Raw genomic sequence first — 16,504 nt, forward strand, 5'->3', positions numbered from 1 at the left:
GATGATATAAAAACATTTTGGGAATTCCGATGGTTATTCACGACGATTTCGACACGGGAATCGGGTCACACCGACTCCCCGCGCGGACGACCCGCGGGTCGGTGTGACCGCCTCGACGAGGATAGGGCCAACCCGCCCTCTGGCCGGGTCGTGGGGTCGACGGCAGGTGTCCCCTCGGATCTCCCGGCGCGGCGATCCCCGGCGAAGATTTATATTCTCCGTCCGGGATGTGCCGCTATGACGCCGGAGATAACGAAAGTCGAGAGTACCGAGTTCTCGTTTCCGATCGAGGACGTCGGCTACAGCCCGAACGGCTTCTGCCTCGTCTACGAACCCGGGACGACGACGCGCCGGAAACTGTTCGCGATCCGGATCCACACGGACACGGGGATCACCGGCGAGTACGTGGGCGGCAACTCCCCCGGAGCCGCCCAGATCAACATGTTCGCGAACTACCTGGTCGGAAAGAACCCCCTCCACCGGGAGAAACACTGGTCGGAGATCAAACGTGCACTCCGGAAGTACGACCGGATGGGGATGGGGCCGATCGACATCGCGCTGTGGGACTTCGCCGGCAAGTACCACGACGCGCCGATCCACGAACTGCTTGGCACCTACCGGAAGCGCCTGCCCGCGTACGCCTCGACCTACGAGGCCGACCTGAACGGGGGGCTGGACTCGCCGGAGGCGTTCGCGGACTTCGCCGAGGAGTGTTACGAACGCGGCTACGGCGGGTTCAAACTCCACGTGTGGGAGAGCGACGAGTGGGGCGACATCGACCGGGAGGTCGAGACCGTCCACGCGGTCGGCGACCGCGTCGGCGACGAGATGGACCTGATGCTCGACCCGGCGTGTCAGTACGAGACGTGGGCCGACGCCCTCCGCGTCGGCAAGGCGTGTGACGAACACGACTTCTTCTGGTACGAGGACCCCTACCGCGACGCCGGGACCTCACAACACGGCCACCGCCGGCTGAAGGACAATATGGACACCCCGATCCTCCAGACCGAACACGTTCGCGGGCTGGAACTGCACACCGACTTCATCGCGAACGAGGCGACGGATTTCGTCCGGGCCGACCCCGAGTACGACGCCGGGATCACGGGCGCGATGAAGGTCGCCCGCGTCGCCGAGGGGTTCGGGCTCGACGTCGAGTATCACGCCCCCGGGCCCGCCCAGCGACACCTGATGGCGGCGACGCGGAACTCCAACTACTACGAGCTCGCCTTGGTCCACCCGAACGCCCGCAACCCGATCCCGCCGGTGTACGAGGGCGATTACACCGATCAGATCGACGCCATCGACGACGAGGGGACCGTCCCCGTGCCCGACGACCCGGGACTCGGCGTCGACTACGACTGGGCGTTCATTGAGGACAACGCGACCGGGAGCGTCCACGTCTACGAGTAGCGACCGCCCGATCGTCGGGGCGGCCGCTCACACTGTTGGCTATGACTACGTGAAGATTTTCGACACCCCGGGGTGTCGAAATCCGTCACGCGACGATAGCCGACAGTATCAGAACACCTGCCAGCCGCCGTCGACGAACAGGAGTTCGCCGGTGACGTAGCCGGCCTCCTCGCTTGCGAGATAGAGGTACGCCGGCGCCACGTCCTCGGGCGTTCCGGCCCGCCCCTGCGGGACCCGCTTGACCAACTCGTCGTTTGCCGCCTTCTCCATCGCCTCCTCGGACCAGCCCTCGTTCAGTTCGGTTGCGATCTGGCCCGGCGCGACGGCGTTGACCCGGATGCCGTGCTCGGCGAGTTCCAGGGCGGCCCCGCGGGTGATCATCCTGACCGCGCCCTTCGTGGAGTCGTACTGGACCTGCTCGAACTGGGCGTAGTGGGAGCTGATCGACGCGGTGTTGACGATCGCGCCGGGGTCGTCGCGCTCGATCATGTCGTTTGCGGCGACCTGGGTCCCGAAGTAGATCCCCTTGGCGTTGACGCTGTGGATCCGCTCGAACTCCTCGGGCTCCAGATCGAGGATCGACCCGCCGATGAACATCCCGGCGTTGTTCACCATCACGTCGACGCCGCCGTAGTCGTGGGCCGCCTCGACCAAGGCGGTGATGTCGTTGCGGTCGCTCACGTCGGTCTCGACGAACTCGGCGGTGCCCCCGGCGTCCGCGATGGCCTCGTGTGTCGGCGTCCCCCCGCCCTTCGGCTCCTCCCGGAGGTCGGCGACGAGTACCGTCGCGCCCGCGTCCCCGAACTGCTGTGCCACCTCGCGGCCGATCCCGGAGGCGCCGCCGGTCACGATGACAGTGTCGTCGGTAAACTGTGGGTTCAGTGTGCCCATAGCTCGGCATATCTCGGCCCCGATTTATAATTTGTTCCGAGTACAGGGGCGTCGCCGGCGTCTCGCGCGGCTCCGCCCCAAAATTTTATCAAGGGTAACGGACAGTTGAGGGGTATGAGTTGGAGGTCCGGGAGTTGGCAGTTCGATCCGGAGTCGATGTTCGACCTCTCCGGTCGGCGGGCCATCGTCACCGGCGCCGGCTCCGGGCTCGGGCGGGCGATCGCACTCGGCTTCGACGCCCGCGGCGCGACGGTCGTCGTTGCGGACATCGACGGCGAGGCGGCGGCGGCGGTCGCCGATGCGTGTACGAACGGCGTCGCGATGGAGGTCGACGTCACCGACGACGAGTCACTGCGGTCCCTCCGCGGGACGGTCCGCGACGAACACGGCGGGTATCAGATCCTGTGTAACGTCCCGGGAATCAACACCCGCAGGCCCGTCTTCGAGCTTTCCTTCGAGGAGTGGCGGGAGATCATCCGCCTGAACTTAGACGGGATGTTCCGGGCGGCGAAGGTCCTGGGCGAGCCGCTCGTCGACGCCGGCGACGGGTCGGTCATCAACATGGCCTCCGTCCGGGGAATCGACGGCGGCGCCGACCAGTCCGCCTACTCCGCGAGCAAGGGCGGCGTGATCCAGTTGACGAAGGTGCTGGCGGCCGAATGGGCGCCGGAGGTCCGCGTCAACGCCCTCGCACCGGGGTACATGAAGACCCCGCTGGTCCGGGAGGCGATGAGCGACCGGGAGTGGTACGAGCGGATGCGCGAGGGGCACCTCCTCGGTCGGTTCGGGGAACCGGAGGAGGTCGTCGGCGCGGCGGTGTTTCTCGCCTCCGACGCCGCGTCGTTCGTCACCGGCTCCGTCCTCACCGTCGACGGCGGCTGGACCGCCCACTAACCCCCCGACTCGCGGACCCGCTCCCGGAGCGTCGCCCACGTCGACTGCGCTTCGGGCTCGTACCGCGTCAGCGCGAACCGGTCGGTGACCAGCTGCCGGCCGGCCTCGAAGTCGGGGATCTCCCCGCCCGAACGGAGCTGGTAGAGCACGTTACCGAGCGCCGTCGCCTCCGTCGGCCCGGCTTCGACGGGGCGGCCGACCGCCGACGCGAACATCGAGCAGAACAGGTCGTTTCTGACGCCGCCGCCCCCCAGGTGGATCCGTTCGACCGACTCGTCGGCGAGGTCGATCAGCCGCTCGACGACGAGCGCCGCCCCCACCGCCAGGCTGACGAGCAGACACCGGGTCATCTCGAACTCGTCTTCGGGCGGCTGCTGGCCGGTTCGTTCGCAGTACTCGCGGACCCGTGTCTCGACGTCGCCGTCGAACTGTGCTTCCACGAACGCGTCGTCGCGGATGTCGATCACCGGGCCGTCGAGGGGGAGGTCGGCGGCGCCTTCGAGGAGCGGTTCGTACTCGTGGGTCGCGTCGGTCTCCCGCCACTCGTCGCGGCAGTGCTCAAGCAGGCTGAACCCGGGGAGGTTCCGGAGGAACCGGACGGTGCCCTCGACGCCGACCTCGTTGGAGCCGCCCGCCTCGAACACCGCGTCGGTGACGAGCGGCTCCGGAAGCTCCACCCCGGGAATGAACCACGACCCCGTACAGAGGAAGGCGTTGTTGTCGGCGGTGAGCGGCAGCGCGCCCACCGCGGAGGCGGTGTCGTGGCTCGCCGGCAGCACGATCTCCGGCTCGCCGTCGACGGCGTCGACCGATCCCACGGCGGTCCCCGGCGGCACCGGCTCCTGGAGCAGTCCCCGCGGGAACCCGATCGCGTCGATCAGGTCGTCGGCCCAGTCCCGCGAGCGGATGTCGAGCAGCCGGAGCGTCATCGCGTACGACGCCTCCGTCGCGGCGTCGCCGCCGAGTTGGTGGCTGAGCACCCCCGGCAGCGGAACGAGCGTATCGGCCTCCTCGAAGGCCTCCGGCGACTCCTGTAGTTGGTAGTACAGCGGTCCCGGCGGCCCGTTGTACCCGGTCAGGTGAAACGACTCGCGCGCCGAACACCGGTCGGTGACCGCGTCGGTCGCGGTCCACAGCGAGGGGTCGCGGTAGAAGTAGGGGTTCCTGACCAACCCGCCGTCGGCGAGCAGGCCGAAATCCAGCGCGGTCGCGTCGATCCCGACGGAGGCGACGGAATCGTACTCGGCGGCGGCCCTGCGGATCTCCTCGCGCAGCCGGTCGGTCAGGGTGTCGACGTCCCAGACGTGCCGGCCGTCCTGCCACTCGGTGGCGTTGTCCATCCGGGCGATCCGCTCGAAGCGCAACTCGCCGTCGTCGATGCCCCCGGCGTACACCTTGACCCCGCTACTGCCGACGTCGATCGCGAGCCGCTGCTCCATACGGCCGTATACGACGAATTATGTAAAAAAGGTTCAGTACGGACGAGCGGACGCTTCAGACATCCTCGAACGCCTCGGCGATCGACCGAAGCCGGGGCTCCGGGTCGTCGGCGAGCGAGATCGCCGACGCCGCGCCCGCCGCGTCGGCACCCTGCTCGAACGCCTTCCGGACGTCGTCTACGGTGGAGATCCCGCCGCCGACCAGGACGGCCGTCCGCGGGTTGACCTCGTCGATCGCCCGGACGAACTCCCGGACGCGCTCCGGGTGGGTCTGGGTGATCGCGCGGTCCGTCGAGATGTCCGCCGGCTTCTCGAACACCAGCGAATCGGGGTCGAACGCTGCGACAGCGCGCCCCATCTCGACGCTGTCGACGCAGACGATCGAGTCCATCCCGACCTCCCGACACCGGTGGATCTTCCGTTCGATCGCCGAGAGGGTATCGCGCGCCTCGGCGTGGTTGATGACCGCGCCCAGCGCCCCCGCCGCCTGGATGGTCTCCGGGAGGATCTTCCCGATCCCCCGCCCCGGCTCCACCCCGTCGACAGCCGGCGTCGTCACGGCGAGGTCGGTCTCCGTGGCGATCCGCCGGAGGTCCGGCAACTGGGGCGTGAACACGAACGTCGCGTCGGTGTCGTTCTGTACGCGTTCGACGATCCGGGCGAACTCCAGACCGTCGTCGCCGCCGGTGCCCGGATAGATCTTGCAGTTCACCTGGAAGTGCGGATACGGGACGGCGTGGTCGTGGGTCATACGTCCTCCAACGCTGCGGCGGCCTCGTCCACGCTGGCCCCGTCGTGGACGATTCGCCGGAACGCATCGACCACGGCGGCGGGGTCCTCACGTTGCCACACGTTCCGGCCGAACATCACGCCGCGACCGCCCGCGTCGCGGGCGCCGGCGACCATCTCCAGGACCTCCCGGTCGCTCCCGACGGCGGGGCCGCCGGCGATGTACACCGGCACCGGCGCGTGCTCGACGATCGGGACGAACTCCGAATCCCCCGGGTACGGCGTCTTGAGCACGTCTGCCCCCAACTCGAAGGCGATCCGGGCGGCGTCGGCGAGCAGTTCGCCGTCGAACTCGTCGTCGATCTCCTGGCCCCACAGCGTCGGCTCCACAACGAGTGGAAGCCCGACGTCGTTGCACGCGTCCGCCGCGTCGGCGACGAACTCGACGTTGCCCGACAGTACGGCCGGATCCGACCGGCCGTAGACCAGCGCCATCTTCGCGGCGTCGGCGCCGGCCGCCGCGGCGGCCTCCGGCGAGAACACCTGGGTGTGGATCTCGCTGCCGTCGTCCCCGCCGGGGGTCGTGGAGTTGTGCAACAGGTCGAGCGTCGCGATCCGGCTGACGTCGTAGTCGTCGATCAGGGATCCGAACCGCTGGAGGAACGGGACGCCGGCGAGCAATCCATCAACGTTCGCCTCCAACAGGGTTCGGAGCGTCGCCTCGGGATCGGCGAAATCCTCGTAACTCCCCCAGTGGAGGCCGTGGTCGATTGCGACCACGACCGCGTCCTCGTTCATCGCTCGCCTCCCCGACCGCGGCGGCAGGCGGCCCTCGGCCGGTCAATCGAGGACAACGACGTCCACCTCGCGTTCGCGGGGGCCACAGAGCTCGAAGAACATGATCTCCTCCCAGGTGCCCAGATCGAGTTCGCCGTCCTCCAAAAGCGTCAGGACCGGCCGCTTGATCATCGCCGACAGCAGGTGGGCGTGGGCGTTGGGCTGTTCCCCGCGGTTGATGTGGTCGGTGTCGTGATAGTAGCCGTCGTCGGGCGGGGCCAGTTCCATAAACCGGCGCTTCATATCGAACAGGAGCTTCTCCTCGAACTCGTTGGTCGACAGCGCCGCGGAAGTGTGCGGCGTCGACACCCACGCGAGCCCCTCTTCGGCCCCGATGTCCTCGATCGCGGCGGTGACCTCCGGCGAGACGTTCCGGATGTCGAACCGGTCGGCCGTCTCGATCGAGAAGGTCCGCTTGCGGATACGCATACGGGTCGATGCTCGATTCGCTACTTATAATTATTGTAAATTCTCATATGTTTCTCGGAACGCTTTTGATTTTGGACTCTCAGCCTCACCGTATGTCCGAAGGAGAGCGACCGTACCCGCGGACGATGGGGCACATCGGTCTGGCGGTCAGCGACATCGACGAGGCCTTCGAGTGGTACCAGGACGTGTTGGGGCTCACGCCCGTGATGGAGCCCGACACCGTCGAGGCGGGCGTCGGCCACTTCGGGATGCTGGCGCAGGACGCCGTGGGCCAGGATTTCGGCGAGATGAAGATCGCCCACCTGGCGACCGGCAACCACGTCGGCTTGGAGTTGTTCGAGTTCGAGGGGGTCGAACGGAACGACCCGGATCCGACGAGTGCCGGACTCTCGCATTTCTGTGTCCAGGATCCGAACGTCCAGGCCACGGCCGACCGGATCGCCGAACACGGCGGCGAGCAGCTCAGCTCGAAGGTGTGGAACATCTTCCCCGATACGCCGGACTACCGGATGTGTTACTGTGCGGATCCGTGGGGCAACATCGTCGAACTCCACTCCCGCGGGTACGAGCATATGCACTGTAATATGGAGTACTGACCTCCGGCGCTGTCGCGGAGGGCACGGAGCTCCGGCTCCGAGCGGAAAGGATAAACACCCTGCGGTGAGTGGGTCGGGTATGCGGTTAGGACGCTTTCAGGCGGACGACGAGCAGCGCATCGGGGTCTTCGAGGGCGACGTGGTGCGGGACGTCACCGGCGGGGTCGAGGGGTTCGACGACGCCTTGGCCCGCCCGGAGGCCGTCGCCGACGTCGAAGGCCCGACCTTCGACGTCGACGAAGTGGTATACCTGCCGCCGACGACGGACCGGAACACCGTCTTCTGTGCCGGCCTGAACTACGAGGCCCACGCCGCCGAAAGCGACATCGACGTCCCGGAGTGGCCGCTGATATTTATGAAACCCCCGCGGGCGCTCGTCGGCCACGAGGCGCCGATCTCCTATCACACGAGGGTCACCGAGGCGCTCGACTACGAGGCGGAACTCGCGGCCGTGATCGGCACCCCCGGCCGTCATCTCTCGGCCGAGGAGGCGCTCGAACACGTCGTCGGTTATACCATTTTCAACGACACGACGGCGCGGGACCTCCAGTTCGGGTTGCGGGTCGGCGACGACGAGATGCTCGATTGGTTCTCCGGGAAGTCGATGCAGGCGACCACGCCGATGGGGCCGTACGTGGTCGTCGACGAGATCGACGACCCACAGGACCTGGCGATCGCCTCCCGCGTCGACGGCGAGACGATGCAGGACGACACCACCGCGATGATGGTCCGCTCGGTCGCTGAACTCGTCGCGTTCGTGTCCTCGCGGGTCCGGCTGGAACCCGGCGACGTGATCGCGACCGGCACCCCGGAAGGCGTCGGCGCGTTCCAGGACATCACGCTCCAGGCGGGTGAGACGGTCGAAGTCGACATCGAGGGAATCGGGACGCTTCGGAACCGGGTCGAAGCCGCCACCGAGTAGCTGGGCGCCCCACAACCCCGGCGGTGGCCCGGCTCGGTGAACGCGAGCCGAGCATCACCGTCACCCTACCGACCTCCACCCAGCGAGATTACTACTTGCTCGGCGGAGCCGAGGGACGGCTACAAAGTACGTTTCAGATGTTATTTCCGCACTACCATAAAAAATTTCATATGAATCGGATGTCCAGAATAATCAAAAGACAGTACAGACGCACTCCTCTGAAACTCGGAGGGAGAATATCGAACAGTAATAGCAAAAATTGATATGTTTTATTTTAACAAATACGTTACGTTCGCTCGGCCGAACCAGTCTCTCACACGCCGCGGCCCGGTTGCCCGCGGGTCCCGATCCCCTTCGGACGGTCTCACGGTCCGCCTGGACGGAGTGGAAGACTTATTCGGCTCCTCGGACACCGTCCAGGTATGTCCGAGCCCTCCGATCCGGAGTCGTCATCCGCTTACGACATCTCCACGGTGAATCTCGACGACGACCGCTACGAGGTCACGCAGTCGTTCGTCCGGAACAAGTACGTCGTCACCGACAGCCGCGGCGACGTCGTCCTGCGTGCGAAACAGAAGCTGTTCAAACTGAAAGAGGAGTTCCCGTTCGTCACCGGCGACGGGAGCGAGGCGTTCACGGTGAAGGCAGCCGGCATCTTAGACGTCGCGGGCAACTACGCCATCGTCGACGCGGGCACCGGCGAGGAGGTCGTCGTCCTCGACGAGGACCTCTCGCTTTTCTCGGAACACTGGACGGTTCGGGACCCCGACTCGGGGGCGGCGCTGGCGACCATCCGCTCGAAGAGCGAGCTCCTCTCGGCGCTCAGACATTTCGTCTCGGTTGCGAACCTGATCCCGAACAAATACGAGATTCTCGACGCCGACGGCGACCACGTCGGCGACATCGAGGGGCAGTTCTCCCTGCGGGACACCTATACGGTCAGCGTCGACGACGCCAGCGACGTGCCGAGGGAGGCGGTCATCGCCTCGGCGTGCGTTCTCGACGCCCTCGAAAACCAGTAGCTCACTCCCGGTCGTGTTCCTCGGTGGCAGTGATCGCATCCGAGAGGTACGAACTGAACGGGAAGGTGTCGGCGGTCCGGTGGGCGACCACCGTGAGCCGGACGACGTAGGAGCTCAAAAGCAGGAACGGGGCGAAGCCCGCAGCGATGACTGCGGGGACGACCACCCGGAGCGTCGGCGCCGGGAGCGGGAGTCCGGAGCCGGCCGTGTAGACGAGCGTCAGCGTCACGGCCGCGAGCTGCGCCGGGAGCCCGACGTAGAGGAGGTACCGGGAGAGTTCCGAGACCTCCGATTCGATGAACACGGTCTTGAACAGCCGGCTTGCGACCTCGATGTGTTGAAGCGTGCCCGCGAGACGAGCCAGCGGTTCGGCGGCCTCCTCGGTGAACTCGTCGGCGTGTTCCCACTGGAGGTGCCACGCCTGGTAGACGGCCGTTTCGTAGTCGGCGCTCAGCGAGACGAAAAGCGCGTGTTTCACGCCGCTCGACGGCCGGTTGAGCACGCTGATCACGTAGTCGCAGTGTTCCCCGAGTTCGGTTACGAGCCGGTTTAACTCCTCTCTGGCGAACCGCGTCCGGCCCTCCAACCCCCGCTCGCCCAGGATGTCGATCTGGGTGCTCGCGTGTTGGAAGAGCATCAACAGGAAGGCGTCCGGTTGGACGGGGATGACGCTCTCGCCGATGCTCCGTCCCAGCTCCTCGCGGTAGTCGATCGTGTCGTCGATCTTCCGGCGGATCTCGCCCGGCGTCTCGAGCCGGCGCGACAACACGAACTGGCTGAGCGACGTGACGATCGCGATCAGCGTGAAGTTGGCGGCGACGAGCGCGAAAAGCAGGAACAACACGGGCGTCTCCTCGCGGAGCGGCACGAGTCCGGAGCCGACGAGCCCGGCGAGGACCCCGACGAGCAGGAGAAACTCCAATACCGCGACGAACACCCGGTTGCCGCTCATCAACAGCCACTCTCGGGGGCTGTACCGGAACAGCTCGATCTCGAAGGTCAGCCGCGCCCAGCGGTTTCCGGGGTTGTCCTCTCGGGTCATCGACGGTGCCCGGTGCCCCCTCTTCGGCCCATACCCGGCCGGTTCACAGCCCCCGGGGAAAACGTTCGGTGGTCGGTCGGACGGCCCCGACCGGGACTCTACGTCGGGGCGGTGCCGTGCCGACCGTCAGTTTGCGTGCCGCCCCGCGGGAGGCCCCGCTTCGGCTACGGCAGCGGGGGAGCGACGCCGCCGGACTACGACCCGCTCCCCTCCGCGAGATTGAGTTCGGCGATGAGCCGGCTGGTCACCACCTGCTCGACGATCGAGAACAGCTGTGCGTCGTCTTTCGTGTAGTCCGCGAACACCCCGAGTGGCACCTCTCCACCGGCCATCTCGCGGTGGCCGCCGGCGCTGCCGACGTCGCCGAACGCCGCGTCCAGCACCTGACCGACGTGGATGCGGGCGTCCGTTGATCGCGCCGACAGTTGGATCCCGTCGTCGACGATCCCGAACACGACTGCGGTCTCGACGCCCTCGAGCGTCGCGAGGTAGTCCGCAGCCTGCGGCAGCGCGTCGCGTTCGCTCGTCCGCCCGATCCCGGAAATCAGTACCGACCCGCGGACGGTACGGTTCCGGATCGCGCTGGCGATCGTATCGACGGTCGCGCCGGTCACCGACGGGGTCGAAAGCGTCCGGAGCAGGCTCGTGTCCGCGTGGTCGTGGAGCCACCCCGCGGCGTCGTACTCCGCGCGGGTCGCGCCACGGAGGAACCCCAGCGTCTCGCGCCGGATCGCAAACAGCAGCGCCGTCCCGAGCGCGGAGTTTACGTCGGTCTCCAGCTCCCGCACGTACTCCGTCAGGATCGTCGCCGTCGCGCCGACGCCCTCCCGGTGGTCGACGAACGCCGCCTCGACCCCCTCGATCGGGTGGTGATCGATCACGATATCGATCGGCGTCCCCGCCGGGACTCGGTTGTTTGCGCCCGGCACCGAGTGATCAACGAAGGCGAGCAGCGACCCTGCCGACCGGTTCCGGACGGCCTCGGCCTCGAACAGCCGTAGATCGATGTCCAGCATATTGACGAACGCCCGGTTCTGCTGGTGGGAGATGTCGCCGCTGTAGAGGATCCGTCGCTCGTCGATCCCGGCCGCCGTCGCGATCCGCCCCAGCGCGAACGCGCTCGCCAGACAGTCCGGATCCGGGTTGTTGTGGCAGACGATGGTGAGTTCCTCAGCCGCGCCGAGGCGATCTTCGAGCTCTCGTGGCCGGGACATACTCGGCGTACGGGGAGACGACACAAAACGTGGCGGTCCGCGACGCTCCCGTCCGGATCACCGGCACGGCCCCCGGCCAGGTCGCGTTCGCGACGGTCTCAGGCGCGGACCCATCGGCTCCGAAACGCCGAGCCCCTGTGCGCCGACACCTACGGCAACCGGACGTCGACGCCGCTCTCCGCGCTCGCGGCCTTCACCGTGTTCCACAGCAGCATCGCGCGCGTCATCGGGCCCACGCCGCCGGGCACCGGCGTGATCGCTTTCGCCTTCGGCTTTGCGCTCTCGAAGTCGACGTCGCCGACGAGTTCCGATCCCTCGTCGGTCTCGACGCGGTTGATCCCCACGTCTATCACGACCGTGTCCGCCGAGAGCATATCGCCGGTGATCATCTCCGGGACGCCCGCGGCGGCGATCACGATGTCGGCGGCACGGAGCTTCGCCTCCAGGTCGTCGGTCCGGGAGTGACACACCGTCGTGGTCGCGTTCCCGCCGTCGGCCTTCTGGATCAGGAGGTTCGCCATCGGCTTGCCGACGATGTTCGACCGTCCGACCACGACGGCGTCGGCGCCCTCGGTTTCGACATCGGCGGCGGCGAGCAGCTTCTGGACGCCGTGGGGCGTACAGGGTTTGAATCTGGCGTTCCCGGCCACGAGCCGGCCCACGTTCTCGGGGTGGAAGCCGTCGACGTCTTTCGCGGGGTCGATCCGCCGGAGGACTTCCCGCTCGTCGACGTGGTCGGGCAGCGGCATCTGGACGAGGATCCCGTGGACCTCGGGGTCGGCGTTGAGCTCGTCGACGGTGTCGAAAAGCTCCGCGGCGGGCGCCTCGGGGTCGAGCTCGATGTCCCGGGTGGCGATCCCGACCTCCTCGCAGTCCTTGTGTTTCATCGAGACGTACGTCTGGCTCGCGGGATCGTTGTTCATCAGTACCGTCGCGAGACACGGGGTGGTCCCCGCCGCGGTGAGGTCGTCGATCCCGGCTACCAGTCCGTCTCGGATCCCCTGGGCGACCTCGTTGCCGTCGATGATCTCCGTCATACCTAGTCGGAACCGATCCCGCACTTCAAAGGTACCGGTTCACACCGCAAGGTGTTCTTATGCCCCAGCAGTCCGACGCCGGCCGAAAGCCGGGCCCCGCTACGCCAGGAGCTCCGCGGCCACGGCGGCGAGGTCCTCCGGTGACGCCTCACGGAGCCGCTCGTCGCCGAGCCGGAGCCGGAGCCGCGGCCGACCGACGTCGATCGGGACCTTCTCGGTCTCGATCACGCCGCGCTCCTCGAGTTCGGTCTTGGTGCGCGAGAACGTGGCCTTGCTCGCGATCCCGGCGTCCTCGCCCCACTTCGAGACGTCGTACAGGAGGACGTCGTTCCGAGCCGCCACCAGCAGGCTGACCACGACCTCGTCGAGATCGGGACCCTCCCGTGCCTCCAGCGACTCGAAGACTGCATCGAAGTCGGACCGTACCTCCTCGCCGAGTTCGGTCTCCAGCGAGGTCCGGACCGCCGACAGCGCCGGGGTGCGAAGTGTGAACGGCTCCGCCGCCTCGAACCGCTCGCGGTACGTCCCGTTCGCCTCGGCGACGAACGCCTCGTCGTCGGTGACGAGGCCGGCGACCCGCTCCTCGATGTCGACGACCGCAACGACCGACCCCTCGGTCACCACGAGAGCGTTCCCGGCGGTGGCCTCCGCGACCCGGAGTTCGATCGCACCGCCCTCCACCAGCTCCGCGGCGGCGGTCGCGACCGGGAACTCCTCGGCCATCCGCTTCAGCACCGAGCGATCCGCGAGGACGCCGACGGACGCGGACCGGTCGGTACCGACCCCGGCCTCGACTAGCGATCGTACCATCGACGCCGTCGGATCGACCACGTACGCCGTGCCCGACCCGGACTGGAGGGCCGACGCGATGACCTGCCCGACGTCGTCGTCGAGCACGTTACTTTCGGGACACATACCAGCTATAATTCTACGTCAACTATTTAATTTTATCCCAGTTCGAGCTGCATATTCCGCGGGTTTTTCCTCTCCCCGACCGAGTTCGGAGGCGTGACACACGACATCAGGATCGTCGGCGACGGTCCCGCCGCGGACGCAGCGGCTGCCGCCTTCGAGGATATCGACGCGACAGTCACCGACGCCGGCCGGCCGGCGATGACGGTGGTAGTGGTTCCCGCGGGCGGCAGCGCCGCGGCACTCGACGGCGATCACGGCCGCCTCGCTGTCGTGGAAATCGGCGGTGTGGGCGGTCGAGCAGTCTCCGATATGGACGCGAGCGTCTCGGTGTTCGGCGCCGAGGGGCCGCGGTTCGCGGATCTCCGACAGCGGGTCGCTGCTTCCACCGACACCGACGGTTCGCCCTCCGGCGACCGCAGCGCGGTCCGGTTCGCCGGTGCGGTTGCGGGACGCCGGGCAGTCGCGCTGTTGAGCGGTGACCGGAGCGTCGCCGGCACCGTGATCGAGGTCGCGGGCGCCGGCGTGACTGCCGAACGGCGGCTGCTCCCGGTTCCGACGCCGGAGGACCGCGACCGGACGGTGCGCCGCGACCACCGCGATGTCGACCTCGACGACGCCTTAGCCCGCGCGGAGCGGGCGCTCGACGAGCGGATCGGGCCGATCGAACAGGTCGGCGAGCGGGAGTCGTTTCCGGTACCGTACTACCTCGCTGGCACGGCCGACACCCGCGGGTTCAGCGAGGTCCGCGCCGCGGAGTTCGCCGCGGGGGTCGACCGCGACTGGGATCGCGCGTTTATGAAGGCGCTCGGCGAGGGGTTAGAACGGTACTGCGCGGGCGTCTACCGACGGTCGGCGTTTACCGTTGCTCCCGAACGCACTCGCGCGAATCCGGTTCCGCCGTCGCGGTTCGTCCGCCCCGAGGGGGGAGACGTTCCGGATCCGGAAACCCCGGTCGCGTGGGTCCCGGGCACCGACCTCGCGACCGACGGGTCGGCCTCCCTCCCGGCGGCGTTCGTCCACTACCCGCCGCCGGCCGAGGAGTACAAGCCCCCGATCACGACCGGACTGGGGCTGGGCAACTCCGGCGTCGAGGCGCTTTTGGCCGGGCTCTACGAGACCATCGAACGCGACGCGACGATGCTGGCGTGGTACTCGTCGTTCGAGCCGCTGGAACTCGAACTCGACGACGACGGCGTCGACGCGCTCCGCCGGCGCGCCCGGGCGGAGGAGCTGTCAGTCACGACGGTCCTTGTCACCCAGGACGTCGACGTTCCGGTCGTCGCCGCCGCTGTTCACCGTGACGGGGCGTGGCCCCGGTTCGCCGCGGGGTCGGCGGCGTCGCTGGATCCCGCGGCCGCGACCCGATCGGCGCTCGCGGAGGCGCTGCAGAACTGGATGGAACTGCGGGCTTTAGGACCCGAAGCAGCGGCCAACGAGGGTGGTGCCATCGGCGACTACGCGGCGGATCCGGGGCCCGCGGCAAACTTCCTCGACGCCGGCGCGTCGGTCCCGGCCGGCAGCGTCGGACCCGCGTCGCTGCCGACCGGGCGGGCCGAGTTGGAGGCGGTGCTCGACCGCGTGACGGCGGCAGGCCTCGACGCCTACGCCGCCCGGACGACGACCCGGGACGTCGCCTCGCTGGGCTTCGAGGCCGTTCGCGTGTTGATGCCGTCGGCACAGCCGCTGTTCCAGGGCGAACCGTTCTTCGGCGACCGGGCCCGGACCGTCCCGGCGGAGCTCGGGTTCGAGCCCGACCTCGATCGCGCGTACCACCCGTTCCCGTGACCGGCAGGGGTTACTATCCCTCGGCGACCGGGAGCACGTAGCTAACAGCCGACACTACCGCCCCGCGCGACGACGTGTCGGACACCCGCGGCCCGTCGCGCGGCCCACTCCGGCGTGATACCGGGGGTGGCCGCGTCCCCGGATAAAAACCTCCGGGGCGGGTCAGACCCCGAACGTGGCCCGCAGCATATCCCTGGTCCCGGGACCGAGCCCGACCGCGAGAACCGCAACCAGAAGGAGGATCGTGTACCGCGGGCTGTCCTCGAAGATCTCCTCCTCGAAGACCCAGAGGACGAACGTCGCGGCCACGAGCTTCACCAGGAGGAACGGCCAGGTGTCGCCGGTGACCGCGAGCACCGATGCCGGCAGGGTTGCGGCGGTGACGTCGACCACGAACTGGTTTACCGGGTGTTTCGGCACGAGGTTCGGGCCGGCGCCGAGCGCGGTCATCCAGTCGAGCCCGACCACGTTCGCGACGCCGTCGACCGCGTGCCCCCAGAGGACAACGAGCCCGATGGTCCCGGTTCCGGCGTTCACCTGCGGCGCGAACCGTTCGATCAGGCCCCAGTTGACGAGCGCGGCGACCGTCGCCCCCACGAGGGTGACGATCAGGACCTGCGGGTAGAACTCCACGCCCTCGGCGCCGGCGAGCCGCAACGAGGCGAGGTAGCCGAGCGTGAGCACGAGGAAGGCGGTTCCGGCCCCGAACACCGGCCGGCCGTAGCTCTCGACCACGCTGGCCCGCTCGGCCGCGACGGCGGCGACCACGGTCCCCAGCGTGAGCGCGAAGACGGTGAAGTAGATGATCGGGCTGATCAGCAGCGTGTTCAGGGGGTAGCTGATCAGCGCCTCCGCCGCCGGCACAGCGTCGTTCGCGTCCTCGACGACGCGGAGGGCGCCGCCGAGGAAGATGAACGGCAGCAGCGCGTAGAAGAAGTCCCGGTCGGTCCCCAGGTCCAGCCGCCGGAGGAGGAACACCAGTCCGGTGAGCGCGACGAGCAGCGTGATCATATATCCGACCTCCGAGACCAGCGTGTAGCCGGGATACGCCACCGGCTCCGCCGCGTTCGCACACGCGGCCGAATCGTAGATGTACTCGACCGTGCTCCCCGGCCGGACCGCACAGACCGCGGAGTTGGCGTCCGCCTGCACCGGGCCCCAGAAGTAGTGCCAGATGAACCCGTCGTAGACGGCCTCGGGAAACGCGAGGACGCCGGCCACGAGCCCCAGGAGGACGGCTCCGACGCCGCCGACCCAGAGGCGCTCTGGGTCGACGCCGACCCGGTCCGTGACTGTCGACATACCCGAACAGCCGGCGCCGGTCGTGTTGAGGATTCCGGTC

16 protein-coding genes are annotated in these 16,504 nt (G+C 68.0%); 6 read left to right on the forward strand and 10 right to left on the reverse strand.

Annotated elements, in window-relative coordinates; translation table 11 throughout:
- Positions 1–237: 237 nt before the first annotated feature.
- Positions 238–1,410, forward strand: a complete 1,173-nt coding sequence (locus tag H5V44_RS02105) for an enolase C-terminal domain-like protein (RefSeq protein ID WP_185191479.1) — start codon at positions 238–240, stop codon at positions 1,408–1,410.
- A 108-nt stretch (positions 1,411–1,518) separates the two neighbouring features.
- Here H5V44_RS02105 and H5V44_RS02110 read toward each other — a convergent pair whose 3' ends face one another.
- A complete protein-coding gene (locus tag H5V44_RS02110) occupies positions 1,519–2,301 on the reverse strand; it encodes an SDR family NAD(P)-dependent oxidoreductase (protein WP_185191480.1) in 783 nt (260 codons plus the stop codon).
- A 114-nt stretch (positions 2,302–2,415) separates the two neighbouring features.
- Here H5V44_RS02110 and H5V44_RS02115 point away from each other — a divergent pair, with 114 nt between their 5' ends.
- On the forward strand, positions 2,416–3,195 hold the full coding sequence (locus H5V44_RS02115) for an SDR family NAD(P)-dependent oxidoreductase (RefSeq protein ID WP_185191481.1): 780 nt from the start codon (positions 2,416–2,418) through the stop codon (positions 3,193–3,195).
- Here H5V44_RS02115 and H5V44_RS02120 read toward each other — a convergent pair.
- Genes H5V44_RS02120 through H5V44_RS02135 form a run of 4 tightly spaced genes read right to left on the reverse strand, consistent with a single transcriptional unit; the run spans position 3,192 to position 6,629 of the window.
- Positions 3,192–4,634 carry a rhamnulokinase gene (locus H5V44_RS02120; protein ID WP_185191482.1) on the reverse strand — a complete coding sequence of 481 codons (1,443 nt, stop codon included), beginning with the start codon at positions 4,632–4,634 and terminating at the stop codon, positions 3,192–3,194. The two genes, H5V44_RS02115 and H5V44_RS02120, sit on opposite strands and share 4 nt — an antisense overlap.
- 55 nt (positions 4,635–4,689) lie before the next feature.
- Positions 4,690–5,385 (reverse strand): triose-phosphate isomerase, encoded by a 696-nt coding sequence (locus H5V44_RS02125; protein WP_185191483.1) that lies wholly within the window; start codon positions 5,383–5,385, stop codon positions 4,690–4,692.
- Positions 5,382–6,161 (reverse strand): class I fructose-bisphosphate aldolase, encoded by a 780-nt coding sequence (locus H5V44_RS02130; protein WP_185191484.1) that lies wholly within the window; start codon positions 6,159–6,161, stop codon positions 5,382–5,384. Before H5V44_RS02130 ends, H5V44_RS02125 begins: the two co-directional genes overlap by 4 nt.
- 42 nt (positions 6,162–6,203) lie before the next feature.
- Positions 6,204–6,629 carry a secondary thiamine-phosphate synthase enzyme YjbQ gene (locus H5V44_RS02135; RefSeq protein WP_185191485.1) on the reverse strand — a complete coding sequence of 142 codons (426 nt, stop codon included), beginning with the start codon at positions 6,627–6,629 and terminating at the stop codon, positions 6,204–6,206.
- Between the two features lie 92 nt (positions 6,630–6,721).
- Here H5V44_RS02135 and H5V44_RS02140 point away from each other — a divergent pair, with 92 nt between their 5' ends.
- The 3 genes from H5V44_RS02140 to H5V44_RS02150 all read left to right on the forward strand — a co-directional run bounded on the left by H5V44_RS02140 (position 6,722) and on the right by H5V44_RS02150 (position 9,169).
- On the forward strand, positions 6,722–7,225 hold the full coding sequence (locus H5V44_RS02140) for a VOC family protein (protein WP_185191486.1): 504 nt from the start codon (positions 6,722–6,724) through the stop codon (positions 7,223–7,225).
- Between the two features lie 79 nt (positions 7,226–7,304).
- Entirely contained in the window at positions 7,305–8,147 is an 843-nt protein-coding gene (locus H5V44_RS02145) for a fumarylacetoacetate hydrolase family protein (protein WP_185191487.1), read from the forward strand.
- A gap of 422 nt (positions 8,148–8,569) precedes the next feature.
- On the forward strand, positions 8,570–9,169 hold the full coding sequence (locus tag H5V44_RS02150; RefSeq protein ID WP_185191488.1) for an LURP-one-related/scramblase family protein: 600 nt from the start codon (positions 8,570–8,572) through the stop codon (positions 9,167–9,169).
- 1 nt (position 9,170) lies between these two features.
- Here H5V44_RS02150 and H5V44_RS02155 read toward each other — a convergent pair whose 3' ends face one another.
- From H5V44_RS02155 to tbsP, 4 genes are all read right to left on the reverse strand, one after another.
- Positions 9,171–10,211: a hypothetical protein gene (locus H5V44_RS02155; RefSeq protein WP_185191489.1), complete on the reverse strand. Its 1,041-nt coding sequence runs from the start codon at positions 10,209–10,211 to the stop codon at positions 9,171–9,173.
- Between the two features lie 194 nt (positions 10,212–10,405).
- Positions 10,406–11,425 (reverse strand): DHH family phosphoesterase, encoded by a 1,020-nt coding sequence (locus H5V44_RS02160; protein WP_185191490.1) that lies wholly within the window; start codon positions 11,423–11,425, stop codon positions 10,406–10,408.
- Between the two features lie 149 nt (positions 11,426–11,574).
- A complete protein-coding gene (locus tag H5V44_RS02165) occupies positions 11,575–12,462 on the reverse strand; it encodes a bifunctional methylenetetrahydrofolate dehydrogenase/methenyltetrahydrofolate cyclohydrolase (RefSeq protein ID WP_185191491.1) in 888 nt (295 codons plus the stop codon).
- A 99-nt stretch (positions 12,463–12,561) separates the two neighbouring features.
- Positions 12,562–13,377: a transcriptional regulator TbsP gene (gene tbsP, locus H5V44_RS02170; protein WP_185191492.1), complete on the reverse strand. Its 816-nt coding sequence runs from the start codon at positions 13,375–13,377 to the stop codon at positions 12,562–12,564.
- Positions 13,378–13,470: 93 nt separating this feature from the next.
- Between tbsP and H5V44_RS02175 the strand changes: the two genes are divergently transcribed.
- Complete coding sequence (locus H5V44_RS02175; RefSeq protein WP_185191493.1) at positions 13,471–15,162, forward strand: YcaO-like family protein; 1,692 nt, start codon at positions 13,471–13,473, stop codon at positions 15,160–15,162.
- 162 nt (positions 15,163–15,324) lie between these two features.
- Here H5V44_RS02175 and H5V44_RS02180 read toward each other — a convergent pair whose 3' ends face one another.
- A complete protein-coding gene (locus H5V44_RS02180; RefSeq protein WP_185191494.1) occupies positions 15,325–16,464 on the reverse strand; it encodes a DUF63 family protein in 1,140 nt (379 codons plus the stop codon).
- Between the last annotated feature and the right edge of the window lie 40 nt (positions 16,465–16,504).

The sequence above is a fragment of the Halobellus ruber genome, assembly GCF_014212355.1.
GTDB lineage: Archaea > Halobacteriota > Halobacteria > Halobacteriales > Haloferacaceae > Haloquadratum > Haloquadratum rubrum.